Origin of the sequence: Nonomuraea zeae (genome assembly GCF_005889725.1) — a bacterium.
GTDB classification, from domain to species: Bacteria; Actinomycetota; Actinomycetes; order Streptosporangiales; family Streptosporangiaceae; genus Nonomuraea; species Nonomuraea zeae.
Genome location: NZ_VCKX01000043.1, coordinates 14,407 through 30,242 on the forward strand (window position 1 = coordinate 14,407; position 15,836 = coordinate 30,242).

The window sequence follows — 15,836 nt, forward strand, 5'->3', positions numbered from 1 at the left end:
TGAGTCTATGCACGGAACTCAGATCCGCCCGGCCCGTCCGGAGGACGAGGAACGGATCAGACGATTCCTGACCGGGCTCTCGCTGCACACGCAGACGCTGCGCTTCTTCACCGGCATCACCAGCCCGGCGGGCGGCCTGCTGCGCACGCTGCTCGCGGTGGACGAACGCCGCGACGCGCTCGTCGCGACCATCGAGGGGGGCGAGATCATCGGGCACGCCATGAGCTACCAGGGCGAGTGCGCCGACGTGGAGATCGCGGTGGTCGTGGCCGACCAGTGGCAGGGGTTCGGGCTCGGGCCGCGGCTGATCGACACGCTGCTGCTGCGGGCCGCCGTACGGGGGGCGAAGACCGTGGGCATGGACGTTCTGGGGGAGAACCGGCGCGTGCTCAGGCTCATCCGGCGGATCTGGCCGGACGCCACGATGAAGGTCGCGTCGGGGGCGGTGGAAGTCACCGCTATGATCGATCAGGCCCGGTTATTTGCGGAACAAGGTTCTGGTAGCACACCATTGACTTTGTGAAGAGTGTCAAGAACGGACGCGACGGCCGTACGCGCATCATCGAGGGCGCCCTCCGCCGGTTCAGCCAGGACGGGGTGTCGGCCACCACGCTGGCCAGTCTCCGTGAGGAGAGCGGCGTCAGTGTCGGCAGTTTCTACCACCACTTCGCCAGCAAAGAGCATGTCTTCGGCGTCCTGTACGCCGAGATACTGACCGCGTACCAGGCGGCGTTCCTCGCCGAGCTGGTCCGCCACGAAGAGGCACGCGACGGGATCGAGGCGGTCGTCGCCCTCCACATGCGGTGGGCGGGCGAGCACCCGGAGCGGGCCAGGCTGCTGATCAGCGAGCGGCCACCGCGCAAGCAGGAGCCGGGCGGCGCGGAGGTGGCCGAGGAGCGCCGCGCCTTCTTCCGCAAGGTCTCCGACTGGTGGCGGCCGCACATGAAGAACGGCCTGCTCCAGCCGGTGCACGCGACCATGTGCTACGTGCTGTGGCTGGGGCCCGCGCAGGAGATGTGCCGGCTGTGGTTCGCGGGGGCGCACACGCCGACGGAGGAGGAGATCAAGGGGCTGGGCGAGGCGGCCTGGCAGAGCCTGCGCCAGCGTCCCGAGTAGGCGTTCCCCGAGTAGGCGTTCCCCGAGAAGCGTTCCCCGAGAAGCGTTCCCCGAGAAGCGTTCCCCAAGTAAGCGCTCCCCGAGTAAGCGTTCCGCGCGGCCGGGGGAGCCTTCTCCGGGCTCTGGCGAGCCCCTTCTCCCCGAGGCCGGCCGGAGTCTTTCGCGAGGTCGGCGGGCGTCTTTCGCGAGGTCGGCGGGCACCGTTTCACCTGCGCGGGGAGCAATGATCTGAGCACCGTCTGTGGTGTTATTGTCCACATGTGAGACGACCTCGGGCGCTGGTACTGCCCGCCTTGCCGGAGAGCGCGCTCGCCCGCCTGGGCGAGATCGCCGTGCTGGCCGAGGTTCCCGCACGTCCAAGCCTCGGCTTCACCGACGAGCAGCTCGCCGATCTGGTCATCGAGACCGGCGCGACGGTGCTCATCACCGACGGCGACCAGGTGCGCACGTCGGTGCTCGGGCTGCACCTGGACATCGTGGCCGTCATGGGGCCGCCCACGAGCGTCGACCTGGCGCTGGCGGCCGAGCGTGGGGTGATCGTCCTGCATGCCGCCGACCGCGACGCCGAAGCGGTCGCCGAGCTGACGCTGGCGCTGATGTTCGCGGTCAGCAGGAACATCGTCACCGCCGACAGGGAAGTACGCGGAGGGCGCGCCTACCACGACAGGGTGCCGCCGGCGCAGCGCCATCGCGGCCGGCGGCTGACCGGCAGGACGTTCGGCATCGTGGGGCTCGGCCGGGTCGGCAGGGCCATGCGCTGGCGCTGCGAGGGCCTGGGCATGCAGGTGATCGCCTGCGACCCGTTCGTGCCCGAGGCCACCCACACGCTGCCCGCGCTGCTGGCTGAGTCGGACGTGGTGTCGCTGCACGTGCCGCTGACCGCGGAGACGCGGGGCTTCTTCGGCTACACCGAGTTCGGGGCGATGCGGCCGGGCTCGATCTACCTCAACACCTCACGCGGGGCGCTGCACGACCTGACGGCGCTGGTCGACGCCCTGCGCTGGGGGCAGGTGGGAGGTGCTGGGCTCGACCACTTCGAAGGCGAGTGGCTGGATCCGGCCCACCCTCTGACCAGCCTGCCGAACGTGGTGCTGACGCCCCGCCTGGGCGAGGCCACCGGTGAGAGCCAGGAGGAGCTGGCGGACGCGCTGGTGGAGGACATCGGGCGGCTGCTGCGCGGTGAGGAGCCGGCCCACGCGTACGCGCCGGTCCTGCCGCTCGCCGGCTCCGCGTAACGGCCGGGCCGGGGTGCTGATGCCGGCCAGGTCCGCGTGGCGGCCGGGCCGGGGTTCTCGTCGGGTCCGTGTGCGGGTCAGGCCGGCTGCCGGAGGCGGGTGGGGACGCGCCAGCTCGCCCTGTCGAGGGAGATGTCCAGCCGCAGGTCACCACGCTGCCTGCGCAACCCGGGCACCCGCACCCGGTCATGCACGTCGAACCGGCCCCGGTGCGGATAACCGAACCCCAGCTCGCCCGGCAGCACGCGCAGGTCGTCGCGGTTGCCGCAGCGCGGGCACGTCCATGACACCAGGTCCATGCCGCGGTTGTAGTCGGAGCAGGCGCTGAAGTACTCATCCGGCCTGAACCGGGACTCGCAGGCCAAGCAGGGGATCAGCATGGGTCCGCTCCTCGGGAGAACGTGGTGACACCCCTAGAGATACCGCTCGCCACTTGTCCACCGCTTGCAGAACGCTTGGGTACCTAAGTAACAGTATGAGCACTGTCGGTATCAGATCATGCGCAGGAGCCTGCGGTGCAAGGATGGACTCGTGGAACGACTGCGCCATCACCTCCTCGAAACCGGTTACACGATCGACGGCGTCCGAGAGCGCCTGGGCAGCATGGCCGCCTCGGCCCTGGCCCGGGAGGAGCTGGTGCCGGCTCTGCGCGCCACCGCCGAAGGCGACCCGCTGGCCCGGCTGATCAGGCTGTGGTGGCTGGGCGCGCCCGTGCCGGCGAAGGGCCTCCCCGCGGAGATCCTCGACTCTGGCCTGGTCACGGCGGACGGGGACGAGGTCCGCGCGACCGTGCACCTGCAGCCCTGGGAGACCGGCGGCTACCTGGTCTCCGACCGCAAGGTGCGGCCGGGCGACCCGGCGCTGCGGCCCGATCACGTCGTCGGGGCCGGCGGTGCCTCGGCCAACCTGGCCCAGCTCGTCACCCGGCGGCCCGTCCAGCGCGCGCTCGACCTCGGCACCGGGTGCGGCGTGCAGGTGCTGCACCTGGCCGGGCGGGCCGAGCACGTCGTGGCCACCGACCTCAATCCGCGGGCACTGGAGCTGGCCCGGCTGAGCTGGGAGCTGTCCGGCGTCTCGGGTGTCGAGGCGCGTACGGGGTCCATGTTCGAGCCGGTCGAGGACGAGCTGTTCGACCTGATCGTGAGCAACCCGCCGTTCGTGATCGCGCCCGCCCGCGACCGGAAGCTGACCTATCGCGAATCGGGCGGCGACGGCGACAGCTTCTGCCGCGACCTCGTACGCCGGACGCCCCGCCACCTCAACCCGGGCGGCCAGGCCCACTTCCTGGCCAACTGGCTGCACGTCGAGGGCGAGGACTGGCACGACCGCGTCGGCGGCTGGCTGGGGGAGACCGGCTGCGACGCCTGGGTCGTCCAGCGCGACGTCCAGGACCCGGCCGAATACGTCGAGCTCTGGCTCAAGGACGCGGCCGAGCAGGGCACCAGGAGCTACACCGAGCACTACGACCGCTGGCTGGCCTGGTTCGACGAGCGAAAGGTCGAGGGCGTCGGCTTCGGCTGGATCACGATGCGCAACTCGGGCACGATCGACCCGGTCGTACGCGTGGAGCATCTCTCTCACCAGGTGGCGCTCCCGGTCGGCGACTACGTGGACTCCGTGATCGAGGCCATCGCCGCCGCGCACCGGGCGGGCCCGCTCGACGAGGCGCTCCTGCGTACCGCGGAGGGGTTGCTGGACGAGCGGATCGGCCTGCCGGGGGCGGAGGACCCCATCCGGATCGTCCTGCGCCAGACGCAGGGGCTGCGCCGCAGCAGGGAAGTCGGCACGGTGGAGGCCGCGCTGGCGGGCGTCTGCGACGGCGAGCTGGCGCTCGGGCCGCTCCTCAACGTGATCGCCGAGCTGGTCGGCGACGGTGAGATCGCCAACTCCGACGCGGTCAGGCCCCTGATCGCCGAGGGTTACTTCCTTCTTTAATCGGCTGTTGATTGGACGTTGACACCTTGGGTGGAGTCTCTAGGGCAGGACACGGACCTGGGGGGTTCGAGGGCCGTGTCAGGTCCGGCCGGTCGTCTTTTATGTGAGGCGGCTAGCCGCTACGCGGAGCATCCGGATAACCGGGCCCCCTAGCGAAGCGTGGCGGCGAAAGGGCGACCGGCTGGGCTGGACAGAATCGATCACGACGATTTCGTGACTCCCTAAGGACAGCCTTGATCAACCATGTGTGGATGACACGTCTGGACGACGAGCTGTACTCAGGACTCGACGACGGACTCGACGACGGACTCGAAGTCGCACCCGCCGGCGGAACCGGTGACGCCGGTCCCGCCGATGCGGATGCCAGTGCGGATGCGGGCTCAGGCGCCGGCGGCGGGATCGGCGGCCGGGACGCTGTCGAGCAGGGCCTTGAGGTCCCCGGCCTCCGGCGCGCCCAGCTTGGCGAAGATGTCGAAGGCCTGCCGTAGGCAGTCCCGGCTCCGCGCCGCGCTGCCGAGACCATGCAGCGCCTTGCCGAGCACGGCGAGCGAGAGCGCCTCGCCGTACGGGTGGCCGATGTCCCTGGAGACCACCAGCGCCTGCTCGGCGTGGCGGACGGCCTCGGGATAGCGCTCGGCGGCGATGAACGTCTCGGCCAGCCTGGAGCACACGCGCTGCTCCCAGACCCGCTGCTTGCTGGAGCGGAAGAAGGCGAGGCACTCGGCGTGGTGGTGCACGGCCTCGGTGAGCCGGCCGACCCGGGACAGGACGATCCCGAGGTGGTAGCGGGCACGGGCGGTGCCGGCCCCGCTGCCGATCTCGGTGAAGATGGCCAGCCCCTTCTCCGCGGCCGCGATCGCGTCCTCGGGACGGCCGAGGCCCAGGTGGTCGCGGGCCGAGTAGCTGAGGACCAGCGCCTCGCCGGCCGGAACGCCGTTCTTGCGGTAGAACCGCATCGCCGCGTCGAACCAGGACAGCGCCTCGGTGTGGCGGCGCTGCCGGCCGACGACGACGGCCAGCGCGTTGAGCACCTCGCCGGTGACGACCTTCTCCGCGCGGGCCTCCGACAGCTCGTGGACGATCCTGAACTGGTGCTCGGCCTCCGTAAGCCGGTTGCCGGCGAACAGCACCCGGCCGAGCACGTATCTGGCGCGCAGCTCGGAGCCCTGGTCGGCGATGTCCTGCGCGGTGACCAGCGTCGCCCGCGTGCTCTGGTCGAACTCGCGCGTGTGCGTGCCCGACTCCAGCAGCGGCTCCATCGCCACCAGCAGGTCGCCGGCGGGCAGGAGCTGCTCGCCCGTACGGGCGGTCGCGGCGGCCTGGTTGATGGCCGCGAACAGCGAGTCGCCCTCGGCGATCAGCCAGGCCACGGCCTCGTCGGCGGTGCCGAACGTGCGCCCGCTGCCGACCGTGACGAGGTTGTCGGCGATCATGCTGCCTTCGTAGGCCAGCCGGTGCGCGGACTGGGCGGAGGCCAGGTAGAAGCCGAGCAGCCGGCGCAGCGCCATCGTCCTGGCCTGGGGCCGCTCGGTCTTCTCCAGCTCCCGCCTGGCGAACAGCTTGAGCAGGTCGTGGAAGCGGTAGCGGCCAGGGCCAGGCGCTTCGAGCAGGCTGGCGTCCACGAGCGACTCCAGCACGGAGTCGGCCTCCACCGCGCTCATCGACAGCACGGCGGCCGCGGCGCCCGCGGAGATGTCGGGCCCGCTGGGCAGCGAGAGCAGCCGGAACGCGCGCGCCTGGACGGCTTCGAGCTGCCCGTAGCCGAGCGCGAACGTGGCCTCGACGGCCAGGTTGCCCACCCGCAGCTCGTCGAGGCGGCGCTGCTCGTCGGCCAGCTTGGGGACGAGCGAGGCGACGGTCCACGAGGGCCGCGAGGCGAGCCTGGCGGCCACGATCCGGACCGCGAGCGGCAGGAACCCGCAGGCGGCCACCACGTCCATGGCCGCGCCGTGCTCGGCCGACACGCGCTCGGCGCCCACCACGGCCGAGAACAGCGACAGCGCCTCGTCCGGCTCCATCACGTCGAGGTCGATCAGCCGGGCGGAGGGCAGGTCGGCCAGCTTGCCCCGGCTGGTGACGATGGCCGCGCACCCGGGCGAGCCGGGCAGCAGCGGGATGACCTGCTCGGCGTCGCGGGCGTTGTCCAGCAGCACGAGGATGCGGCGGTCGGCGAGGAGCGAGCGGAAGAGCGCGGAACGTTCCGGGAGCCCGTCGGGGATCACGTCGGGCGGGATGCCGAGCGCGCGCAGGAACCCGCCGAGCGCCGACTCCGGCGCGGTCGCCACGTCGGTGTAGCCGCGCATGTCCGCGTAGAGCTGCCCGTCGGGGAAGATGTCGTCGGCCAGGTGGGCCACGTGCACGGCCAGCGTGGTCTTGCCCACGCCGCCGATGCCGGAGATCGCCGCCACCGGGACGCCCTCGGCCGACGACTGCGCGGACGACTGGGCCGACAGCAGCGTGCGGAGCCGGCCGGCGATCTCCTTGCGGCCGGTGAAGTCGCTGACGGCCGCGGGCAGCTGCGCGGGGCGCGGCAGCTCCGGCGCCGGGGCCGGCTCCTCGTCCTCGACCGGCTCCTCGGCGGGCGGCTCGACCGCGGCCAGCGTCGGGTCGGCGGCCAGGATGCGCTGGTGCAGCGCGGCCAGGTCGGCGCCGGGCTCGATGCCCAGCTCGTCGATCAGCGCCTCGCGGGTCTCGGTGAAGACGTTGAGCGCGTCGCCCTGCCGCCCGCACCGGTAGTAGGCGAGCATGAGCTGGGCGCGCAGCCGCTCGCGCAGCGGATGGTCGGCGGTGAGCGCGATCAGCTCGGACACGATCGCCGCGTGGTTGCCCAGCTCCAGGTCCAGGTCCATGAGCGTCTCGATGACGCTGATGCGGCGCTCGATCAGCCGGTCGCGCTGGTGCTCGGAGTAGGGGCCGACGGTGCCGGCCAGCGGCTCGCCCTCGAACAGCTGCAGCGCGGCCCGCAGGGCGCGCGCGGCCTCGGCCAGCCGGCCGGCCTTGCGCGCCGCCTCGGCCTCCTGGCGGCCGCGTTCGAAGCGGGCCAGGTCGAGCGCGCCGTCGGGCAGGCGCAGCGCGTAGCCCTTGCCGATGGAGGTGAGCAGCTCGGGCCGCGAGCGGGCCGGCCGGTCCGGTTCGAGCACCGTACGGAGCCTGGAGACGTACGTGCGCAGCGCCCCCAGCGCGCGCGGCGGCGCGTCCTCGCCCCAGACCGCGTCGATCATCTCGTTGGGAGTGACCGCGTGGCCCTCCCGCAGCAGCAGCATGCCGAGAATGGAACGCTGCAGAGGGGTGCCCAGGTCGAGTTCCCGGCCATCACGCCACGCGCGGACAGGACCGAGCACGGCGAACCGCAGCCCGCTCTCAACGCTCTGACCAGCCATGCCGTCTGTCTCCAAGCCAATGGAACGATTTGTTACCAAATAATAGATCCATCGTTGCTCGTCACCTAGATGCGGGCTGATCGTTAACCGAGCCGTTGATCCGCCTTTAATCAGGTGTTGAGCGCGCCCCTGGATGCTGATGGTCGGCCAGGCATGACACTCACCGCGGGGGCGTGTGTCATGTAGAGCAGACGTAGGCCGGGAAAAATACCGGCCCCGCCCGGGAAGTTGGGCGGGGCCGTCGGTGGATGGTTCTCAGGCTGCCTCGACCAGGCCCAGTCTCATGTGGAGCCGATCTCGTACGAGCGGCCATTCAGAGTTGAGGATCGAGTAGAACGCGGTATCTCGGACCGTGTTGTCGGCGCCTCGGCTATCCGCTCGCCGCACCCCGTCGAAGTGTGCGCCGAGGGCCTCGATGGCGGCCCGGGATCTGGTGTTGCGTACGTCTGCCTTCAGGGTGATGCGATGGACGTCCCACGTCTCGAAGGCGTGCGAGAGCATCAGATATTTGCTCTCCCGGTTGACCCCGGTGCCCTGGGCGCCGGCGCCCAGCCAGGTGTAACCGATGTCGGCCACGGACGGAGTGTCGCCCACCGCACCGCGGGTACCCGGCGGCCAGGGCATGGGGCCCTGCCAGTACTCCAGGTGCATGAGACGGGTGGCACCGACCACGCGGTCGGTGTTCAGCCACCGGATGGCGAAGGGCAATGAGCGGCCCTCCGCCTGCTCAGCCATGGCGGCTTCCACGTAGGAAACCATCTCGTCCCGGGTGTTCGGGACGCGAGTGAAGGTGTAGGTGGAGCGGTCTTCACTCGCCGCGGCGACGAGGTCGTCGATCGCCGCGAGGCTGAGAGGTTCCAGGCGCACGGTGCGCCCGGACAAGGTGACAAGAGCGGGCATGTGCACATGATGGAGCCAACGCGGCGTGCACGTAACCAGGCTGTCAGACTCATGTTTTGCCGCTTTTTGCAAACATGGCGTTTCCGCAGGTCAGAGGCCCCTTTTGGGGGATGGTAAACCCGCTCTTGGGGAAAGATTCGCCTAACCGTGACACGGCAGCGGAACGAGCGCCGGGCCTCGTTCACGCGCCGTACGGCTCCGGACCGGCGAAAGCCGGCTCAGACCCGTGGAAAGGAACTCCAGATTGGCCGCGATCCAGGGCAGGCTCAGCGGATCGGGGCTGGTCAGAGCGGCCAGCCGCTCCTCGGTGGTCTCTCCGTAGAGCAGGCTCACCGCGACCCGTACCCTGGCCGCCGAGGGATCGTCGCCGAAGGCGTGTCCGGGCAGCACCCCGATGCCGTGTTCCTCCAGCAGGATCTTGGTGATCTCGGTCGAGCCGCCGAGCCGTAGATGGCTCAGGTCCGGATAGAGGTAGAAGCCGCCCTGCGGGGTGGGCACGGAGGCCCCGATCTCGGCGAACCGGTCGTGCACGGCCCGCGCGACCGTCCCGTGCAGGCGCCGGCTGAGCTCGATGCGCTCGGTCAGCTCGTACGGATCGCCGAAGGCGTAGGCCGCGGCCTCCTGCACGGGCGCCGCGGGCGCCGACCAGATCTCGCTGGCCACCGCGAGCACCCGCTGGCGCAGCGAATGCGCGCCCTCGGGCAGCCTGGCCACGCCGATCCGCCAGCCGCCCAGCGCCAGGCTCTTGCTGAGCCCGGTGGTGATGACCGTGCGCTCGGGCGCGACGTCGGCGGGCGAGGTGTAGGGCACGTCCGGGTCGTGCATCAGGTCGCGGTAGATCTCGTCCGAGATGATCGTCAGGTCGAGGTCCCTGGCGACCTCCGCGAGCCGGCGTACGGTCTCGGGCGTGGCCAGCCGTCCCGTCGGGTTGTCGGGCAGCGTCACCAGGACCGAGTTCACGGTCCTGCCTTCGGCCCTGGCCTGCCGCACCTGCGCGGCGACCAGGTCGGGGTCGGGCACTCCGCCCTCTCCTGGTGGTGCGGGCACCAGGATGGGGCGCGAGCCCACGAGATCGGCCTGCGCGGCGTAGCTGACCCAGCTGGGCATGGGCAGGACGATGTCTCCGCCGATCGCCAGGATCAGGCCGTACAGCAGCGACTTGCTGCCCGGCCCGCAGACGACCAGCTCGGGGTCGGTGACGAGCCCCCGCCGTGTCCAGTAGCCCGCTGCCGCCGCCCGGAGCCCGGACGCCCCCGCGACCGGCCCGTAGCCGTTGCGCTCTGATGCGGCGGCCAGCCTGTCGCGCAGCGCCGGGTGGACGGGCAGACCGGCCTCGCCGAAGGCCAGGTGCAGCACGCGTTCCCCGGCGCGCCGTCTTCGCTCGATGTCCTCGTTGGCCGCCAGAGTGGCGGACAGGGTCACGCTCATGGTTGTCACGTTCCCAGCGTGGTTGGATGAAGGCATCACCACAAGCGAGGCTTAGTGTGGGTAGGCATAAGGAAGTCTGATGCTCGAATTGCGACGTTTGGTGCTGATCTGCGAGTTTGCCCGCAGGGGCAGCATCGCGGCTGCCGCCGAGTCGCTCGGCTACAGTCCTTCGGCCGTTTCCCAGCAGCTCGTCGCGCTGGAGCGCGAGACGGGCACGGCTCTGATCGACCGGACCGCCCGCAGCGCCGAACTGACCGATGCGGGCCGTCGCCTGGTCCTTCACGCGGAGCGCATCCTGTCAATGGTCGAGGAGGCCGAATCCGACCTTTCAGCCCATGCGGGAACGCCCGCAGGGCGGGTGGTGGTCACCGCGTTCCCGACGGCGGCGGTGGCGTTCGCGCCCGCGCTCGCGCGCTCGCTGCGCCGCCACACGGAGCTGACCCTGCGACTGGGGCAGAGCCGCTCCGGGCGCGGCATGCGGGAGGTGCAGTCGGGCGAGGTGGACATCGCGCTCGTCGACGACTGGTACGGCAGGGTGCGCGACAGCGAGAACCTGCGGGTCTTCCGGCTGCTGAAGGACCCGCTGGTGCTGGTCGTGCCGCGCAAGCACCGCCTGGCCGACCCCGAGGTGCCGCTGGACCTGCGCGAGCTGCGCGACGAGCCGTGGATGGCGACGCCCGACGGCGAGCCCTCGCGGCTCGCGGTGGACCGGCTCTTCGTGGACGTGGGCGGCACGCGGCCGACGCCGTGGGAGTTCGAAGGGCTGGGGACCATCCTGTCGCTGGTCGCCAAGGGCATCGGCATCGCCGCCGTGCCCGCGCTCGCGCTCGCGGCCGGGGTGCGCGGCCTGGCCGTGCGCGAGTTCCCCGGCAACCCGGTCGGGCGCGAGGTGCACGCCGTCGCGCGCGGCTCCAGCGTCCACCGGCCCTCGGTCTCGGTGACGCTGCGCGCGATCCACGTGGCCGCCCGCTACATCGCCGCCGACCTGGAGCCGGTGAGCCCGGCGGACCGCTAACGTGTGCGCCTATGGCGCCGACGTACGACATCGAGCACCTCCTGCTCGCCCAGCCGAGCACCAGGACGGTCGCGGGCATCGACGAGGTGGGCCGCGGCGCCTGGGCGGGCCCCGTCACGGTCTGCGCCGTCGTCACCGACCTGTCGCCGCCGCCGGCCGGGCTGACCGACTCCAAGCAGATCTCCGCCGCCCGGCGCGGGCCGCTCGCCGAGGAGCTGGCCTCCTGGGTGGCGGGCGCCGCCTTCGGTGAGGCCACGCACGAGGAGATCGACGCGCTCGGCATGACCGAGGCCCTGCGCCGGGCCGCGAGGCGGGCGCTGGACGCGCTGCCGGTGCGGCCGGACGCGGTGATCCTCGACGGCAAGCACGACTACATCGGCCCGCCGTGGCCGGTCCGGCTGGAGGTCAAGGGGGACGCGGCGAGCATCTCGGTCGCGGCCGCGTCCGTCCTGGCCAAGGTACGCCGCGACGCCTACATGGCGACGATCGGCTGCGACGAGTACGGCTTCGCGGAGAACGCCGGCTATCCCTCCCCGCTGCACCAGGAGGCACTCGCCAGGCTGGGCCCGACCCCGCATCATCGGCTCTCCTGGTCCTACCTGGACGACCTGCCGCGGTGGCGGCACCTGAAACTGCACCGCGACCCGCTGGCCGGCGAGGGTCAGGCCAGCCTTTTCGGATGAACGGGCTCGGCGGGCGTTCCGGCTCGGCCATCATCGGTTGAATGCGGATCGGCATCTTCGTCCTCGCGGCGCGATTTCCCGGTCAGGAATCCGGGCGGGTGCTGGCCGACGCCGTAGATCTGATTGTGGCGGCGGAAAAGGCGGGATTCGACGACGCCTGGATAGCCGAGCACCATTTCATGTCTTACGGCGTGTGCCCGTCCGCGACGACGCTGGCGGCCGTGGCCGCGGGCAGGACCTCGCGCATCGGGCTGGGCACCGCCGTCAGCGTGCTGTCCACCCAGCATCCCGTGGCGCTGGCCGAGCAGGCGGCGATGCTGCACCACCTGTCCGGCGGGCGGTTCACGCTCGGGGTCGGCAGGGGCGGGCCGTGGGTGGATCTGGAGGTGTTCGGGACGGGGCTGGAGCGGTTCGAGCGGGGGTTCGCGGAGTCGCTGGACGTCCTGCTCGACGCGCTGTCCGGCGGCGCGGTGGCGGCCGACGGGGATTTCTTCCGGTTCAGGGAGGTCCGGATGGTGCCGCAGGCGCGGCTGCGGCCCGTGGTCGCCTGTACGTCCGGGCCGACCGTGGCGCTGGCGGCCGAGCGGGGGCTGCCGATGCTGCTCGGGATGCACATCGGTGACGCGGAGAAGGCGGCGATGGTCGACGCGTACGGGGGAGCCGCGCACGGGGGAGCGGGCGGCGGGCATGTGGCGGCGGGCGTCGCTCACGTCGCCGATTCGACGGCGCAAGCGGTGCGGGAGCTCAGGGAGTCGATGCCGGCGTGGCTCGGGCCGGGGCTGGCTGGATATGTCCCGGTGGACGATCGGGCCCGACCTGCACGAGATATCCAGAAATATGTGGATATGTTGACTCGTATTCACCCAGTCGGGTCAGCCGCGCATTGCGCTGAAACGCTGCTGCGCACGGCAGAAGCCACCGGAATCGATCGCTTTATCGTGATGATGGAGGGGATCGGGGAGCATCAGCGGATTTTGGAGAATATACGGAGATTCGGCGCCGAGGTGCTGCCGCTGCTCTCCGGATGAGAGGTCCGGCGAGCCGGGCGGGCCGGCTCGCCGGACGTGGTTCAGCAGTCAACCAGCTCCGGTTTCTGGTTGAGGATCTGAGCTCTCGGAGTGACGAAGTCGAGCAGTGCCTCGGTGGCCGCCGGGTCGAAGACCGCTACCCGGTGGCAGTTCTGGAAGGCCAGCCGTACCTGGAAGTGGCGCTCCACCGCGGCGCGCATCGCGTCGCTCGCCAGGCAGCGAAGGAGCTGGCCCCGAGCCTCCTCCGACGGCGGTGGTACCTGGTTGTCGGCGAACTCGGCTCCGCTGTGCTCGCGCTGCTTGACCAGCTCGCTGATCAGCGACCACGCGTAGGGCAGCGAGTCCCGGACGCACGCGATGAACGCCGAGTCGTCCACGTCACCGGCTTTGGCCTGGTCGAGCAGATCGTTCGGAACGGTCAGCGACATGCTGTCTCCTCTCGAAAGGGATCATCTTCACGCTAAATGTGGGTAAATGGGCGTTCCATGACTGAAGGGGGGACAGTCATGTGGTCAAGGGCCGAACACGAAGTCCGGGTCGATCTGCTCGGAGAGGTCGGAACCGGTCCGGTCGTTGCCCCACGCGCGGGCGTTGCGCAGGTGGAACTCGATCGCCTGGCGGCCGAAGCGCGCCCAGTCCTTCTCCTGCTCGTCGAGGGTCTTGCGGAGCGCCGACAGCGCGTCGGCGTTGGCCGGCTCCAGGTCGTCGAGCGTGAAGTGGCGGCCCTGCTCCATGGCGCGGACGGCGGACGAATGCTCCATCCAGGTGAGCAGGTCGTCACCGACGTGCTCGCGCAGGAAGTCGACGTCCGACGGGCCGTGGACCTTGTTGCCGACCACGGCCAGGGCCACGCCGTACTTGGCGGCGTAGTCGCGGTACTGCCGGTAGACGCTCACGCCCTGCCTGGTCGGCTCGGCGACGAGGAAGGTCAGGTCGAAGCGGGTGAACAGCCCGGAGGCGAAGGAGTCGGCCCCGGCGGTCATGTCCACCACGACGTATTCGCCGGGACCGTCGATCAGGTGGTTGAGCAGCAGCTCGACCGCGCCGACCTTGGAGTGGTAGCAGGCCACGCCCAGGTCGTCCTCGCTGAACGGGCCCGTGGCCAGCAGGCGCAGGCCGTCGGGGGTGGTCAGGGCGTACGGGTCGGCGGCCAGGTCGTCGAAGCTCAGCAGCGTGGAGCCGCGCCCGGGCGGGGTGGTCTTGACCATGGCGTCCGCGGAGGGGATGCGGGGATTGGAGCCGCGCAGCCGGTCCTTGATCTCGGTGAGGTGCGCACCGAGCGGCTCGGGCTGGCGGTCGAGGCCGAGCACGAGGGCCAGATGCTGGTTGATGTCGGCGTCCATGGCGACCACCGGCCCGCCCTGGTGCGCCACGTGCCTGGCGAACAGCGCCGACATCGTCGTCTTGCCGCTGCCGCCCTTGCCGACGAATGCCACTCTCACGAGCACTCCCGATGAGTATGAAAATCATTTCCGCTTGGGTGGCACCATCATGCCACACTCCGTGCATGGGTGATGGCGGATCGGCGCGCGCCGGGAGTGGCGGCCGGTGCGGCCCGTGCCGCCGGGTGCTCAGCCGGAGGTGGCGTGCTCGGCCGCGGGTGGCGTGCTCAGCCGGGGGTGGCGTGCTCGGCCGCGAGGGGCGTGCTCGGCCGCGAGGGGCGTGTTCAGCCGCAGGTGGCGTCGAGGTTGATCGGGTCGTCCGGGCTCTGCGTCGCCGAGGGGGTGTGCGAGGCGGTGGCGGGCTTGGTCGAGGAGTGCTCGTCCAGGGCCTGGGCGACCTTGTGGCGGATGAGGTACCAGTCCGGGTCGGCCGTGGTGATCAGCGGCGGCACGAAGCTGAGGCTGCGGATCTTGGCGTCCTTCACCTTCTGCGACAGGTCCACGATGGCGGGCAGGAGGTTCTGCGGGATGTCGGTGGAGATGGCGCGCTTCGTGGCGGCGGCCAGGCGTTCGAAGCTGTTCAGCACGGTCATCGGGTCGGCCTGCTTGGCGACGGCGTTGAGCAGGCACTTCTGGCGTCCCATGCGGACGTAGTCGTCGCTGTCGGTGCGGGAGCGGCCGTACCAGAGGGCCTCCTGGCCGGACAGCTTGCGGGTGCCGGCGGCGAGCAGGCCCTCGCGGTAACGGCCGTACACGATGGGCTCCTTGATGGTGACCCGCACGCCGCCCATGGCGTCCACGATCTCCGCGAAGCCCTTCATGTCCACCATGGCGTAGTAATCCACGTCGATGCCGAGGATGTCGCTGATGGTCTGCTTGAGCAGGGCCGGGCCGCGCTTGCCGCGCGGCACGCCGGGCACCATGTCCGGGTTGTCCTCGGCGAACTGGAAGACCTCGTTGAGCAGGCCGGGGGTGTCGGGGCCGCTGCCGGTGAACCCGTAGGGGAAGCGATCCCTGGCCGGGCCCTCGGGGAGCTCGACCTGCTGGAGATTGCGCGGGAGGCCGAACAGGGTGGTCGCGCCGGTCGCGGTGTCCACGCTGGCCACGGTCATGCTGTCGGTACGCACTCCGGGCCGGCCCGGCGCCGCGTCCGCGCCGAGGAGCAGGAAGTTGACCCGGTCGGCGCCGTTGAACGGGTCGTCGGCCACGACGGGGCTGTTGCTCGTCGTGGTGAACAGGCTGTTGACGACGTCACGCGAGAGATAGGCGAGCCTCGTGGCGTAGGCTGTGGGAGCCAGGACGAGCGCGCAGAGCGCCACGGTCAAGGTCGTGGTCAGGAAGCGGCCGACGGCGTCGGAGCGGTCGGGGCGCACCAGGACGAAGGACCAGACGATCACGGCGGTCCAGATGAGCGCGATCACCACGAGCGCGACGGTGAGCACGATGAGCCAGCGCGGCTGGACCGCCAGTGACAGGAGATTGGCGCTGAACGCGGTGAAGACGGTGAGCACACCGGCGAGCATCAGGACGTACGCGGCCATCAGCGCCAAGCCGGTCTTACGACGTTCGGCGGCCAGGTGAGCCACCCCCCACAGCAGCGCCGAACACAGTGTCAGCGCGATGCTGGCGCCCAGGCCGAATCCGCGTTCTTTCCCTATCATGCCTGGTCAAACCCCCATTGCGTGCCCATCCAAGCCACCTTAGTAATGGGTAATGCGTGATTGACGGTGCGAA

Annotated in this window: 14 protein-coding genes; 7 read left to right on the forward strand and 7 right to left on the reverse strand. The window is 70.8% G+C overall.

Annotated elements, in window-relative coordinates; all coding sequences use genetic code 11:
- Positions 1-7 precede the first annotated feature (7 nt).
- The 3 genes from ETD85_RS16380 to ETD85_RS16390 all read left to right on the forward strand — a co-directional run bounded on the left by ETD85_RS16380 (position 8) and on the right by ETD85_RS16390 (position 2,351).
- Complete coding sequence (locus tag ETD85_RS16380; RefSeq protein ID WP_138690567.1) at positions 8-523, forward strand: GNAT family N-acetyltransferase; 516 nt, start codon at positions 8-10, stop codon at positions 521-523.
- Entirely contained in the window at positions 520-1,116 is a 597-nt protein-coding gene (locus ETD85_RS16385) for a TetR/AcrR family transcriptional regulator (RefSeq protein WP_138690568.1), read from the forward strand. Before ETD85_RS16380 ends, ETD85_RS16385 begins: the two co-directional genes overlap by 4 nt.
- Positions 1,117-1,376: 260 nt before the next feature.
- On the forward strand, positions 1,377-2,351 hold the full coding sequence (locus ETD85_RS16390; RefSeq protein ID WP_138690569.1) for an NAD(P)-dependent oxidoreductase: 975 nt from the start codon (positions 1,377-1,379) through the stop codon (positions 2,349-2,351).
- Positions 2,352-2,428: 77 nt separating this feature from the next.
- Here ETD85_RS16390 and ETD85_RS16395 read toward each other — a convergent pair whose 3' ends face one another.
- Positions 2,429-2,731, reverse strand: coding sequence for a hypothetical protein (locus ETD85_RS16395; protein ID WP_138690570.1), 303 nt, complete (start codon positions 2,729-2,731; stop codon positions 2,429-2,431).
- A 118-nt stretch (positions 2,732-2,849) separates the two neighbouring features.
- On the opposite strand from ETD85_RS16395, the gene ETD85_RS16400 reads away from it, so the two are divergent.
- Positions 2,850-4,286: a DUF7059 domain-containing protein gene (locus tag ETD85_RS16400; protein ID WP_138690571.1), complete on the forward strand. Its 1,437-nt coding sequence runs from the start codon at positions 2,850-2,852 to the stop codon at positions 4,284-4,286.
- A 380-nt stretch (positions 4,287-4,666) separates the two neighbouring features.
- Here ETD85_RS16400 and ETD85_RS16405 read toward each other — a convergent pair whose 3' ends face one another.
- From ETD85_RS16405 to ETD85_RS16415, 3 genes are all read right to left on the reverse strand, one after another.
- The gene (locus ETD85_RS16405) at positions 4,667-7,666 is read right to left on the reverse strand and encodes an AfsR/SARP family transcriptional regulator (protein WP_138690572.1); all 3,000 of its coding nucleotides are present in this window, start codon (positions 7,664-7,666) and stop codon (positions 4,667-4,669) included.
- A 255-nt stretch (positions 7,667-7,921) separates the two neighbouring features.
- Positions 7,922-8,548, reverse strand: a complete 627-nt coding sequence (locus ETD85_RS16410) for a GNAT family N-acetyltransferase (RefSeq protein ID WP_240779183.1) — start codon at positions 8,546-8,548, stop codon at positions 7,922-7,924.
- 159 nt (positions 8,549-8,707) lie between these two features.
- A complete protein-coding gene (locus ETD85_RS16415) occupies positions 8,708-9,994 on the reverse strand; it encodes a pyridoxal phosphate-dependent aminotransferase (protein WP_138690573.1) in 1,287 nt (428 codons plus the stop codon).
- A 79-nt stretch (positions 9,995-10,073) separates the two neighbouring features.
- Between ETD85_RS16415 and ETD85_RS16420 the strand changes: the two genes are divergently transcribed.
- Genes ETD85_RS16420 through ETD85_RS16430 form a run of 3 tightly spaced genes read left to right on the forward strand, consistent with a single transcriptional unit; the run spans position 10,074 to position 12,720 of the window.
- Positions 10,074-11,009, forward strand: a complete 936-nt coding sequence (locus ETD85_RS16420) for a LysR family transcriptional regulator (RefSeq protein ID WP_138690574.1) — start codon at positions 10,074-10,076, stop codon at positions 11,007-11,009.
- Between the two features lie 11 nt (positions 11,010-11,020).
- Complete coding sequence (locus tag ETD85_RS16425) at positions 11,021-11,692, forward strand: ribonuclease HII (protein WP_138690575.1); 672 nt, start codon at positions 11,021-11,023, stop codon at positions 11,690-11,692.
- Between the two features lie 41 nt (positions 11,693-11,733).
- The gene (locus ETD85_RS16430; RefSeq protein ID WP_138690576.1) at positions 11,734-12,720 is read left to right on the forward strand and encodes an LLM class flavin-dependent oxidoreductase; all 987 of its coding nucleotides are present in this window, start codon (positions 11,734-11,736) and stop codon (positions 12,718-12,720) included.
- Positions 12,721-12,761: 41 nt separating this feature from the next.
- Here the strand turns inward: ETD85_RS16430 and ETD85_RS16435 are convergent, their stop codons facing one another.
- From ETD85_RS16435 to ETD85_RS16445, 3 genes are all read right to left on the reverse strand, one after another.
- Entirely contained in the window at positions 12,762-13,148 is a 387-nt protein-coding gene (locus tag ETD85_RS16435; protein WP_138690577.1) for an SCO5389 family protein, read from the reverse strand.
- Positions 13,149-13,232: 84 nt separating this feature from the next.
- Positions 13,233-14,162 (reverse strand): ATP-binding protein, encoded by a 930-nt coding sequence (locus ETD85_RS16440; protein ID WP_138690578.1) that lies wholly within the window; start codon positions 14,160-14,162, stop codon positions 13,233-13,235.
- Between the two features lie 224 nt (positions 14,163-14,386).
- Positions 14,387-15,763, reverse strand: coding sequence for an LCP family protein (locus ETD85_RS16445; RefSeq protein WP_240779184.1), 1,377 nt, complete (start codon positions 15,761-15,763; stop codon positions 14,387-14,389).
- Between the last annotated feature and the right edge of the window lie 73 nt (positions 15,764-15,836).

Bases quoted from the DNA above. Each gene is read 5' to 3' on its own strand.
- ETD85_RS16380 (WP_138690567.1), top strand. From the start codon at position 8: ATGCACGGAACTCAGATCCGCCCGGCCCGTCCGGAGGACGAGGAACGG.
- ETD85_RS16395 (WP_138690570.1), bottom strand. From the start codon at position 2,731: ATGCTGATCCCCTGCTTGGCCTGCGAGTCCCGGTTCAGGCCGGATGAG.
- ETD85_RS16400 (WP_138690571.1), top strand. From the start codon at position 2,850: ATGCGCAGGAGCCTGCGGTGCAAGGATGGACTCGTGGAACGACTGCGC.
- ETD85_RS16405 (WP_138690572.1), bottom strand. From the start codon at position 7,666: ATGGCTGGTCAGAGCGTTGAGAGCGGGCTGCGGTTCGCCGTGCTCGGT.
- ETD85_RS16415 (WP_138690573.1), bottom strand. From the start codon at position 9,994: ATGAGCGTGACCCTGTCCGCCACTCTGGCGGCCAACGAGGACATCGAG.
- ETD85_RS16420 (WP_138690574.1), top strand. From the start codon at position 10,074: ATGCTCGAATTGCGACGTTTGGTGCTGATCTGCGAGTTTGCCCGCAGG.
- ETD85_RS16425 (WP_138690575.1), top strand. From the start codon at position 11,021: ATGGCGCCGACGTACGACATCGAGCACCTCCTGCTCGCCCAGCCGAGC.
- ETD85_RS16430 (WP_138690576.1), top strand. From the start codon at position 11,734: ATGCGGATCGGCATCTTCGTCCTCGCGGCGCGATTTCCCGGTCAGGAA.
- ETD85_RS16435 (WP_138690577.1), bottom strand. From the start codon at position 13,148: ATGTCGCTGACCGTTCCGAACGATCTGCTCGACCAGGCCAAAGCCGGT.
- ETD85_RS16445 (WP_240779184.1), bottom strand. From the start codon at position 15,763: ATGATAGGGAAAGAACGCGGATTCGGCCTGGGCGCCAGCATCGCGCTG.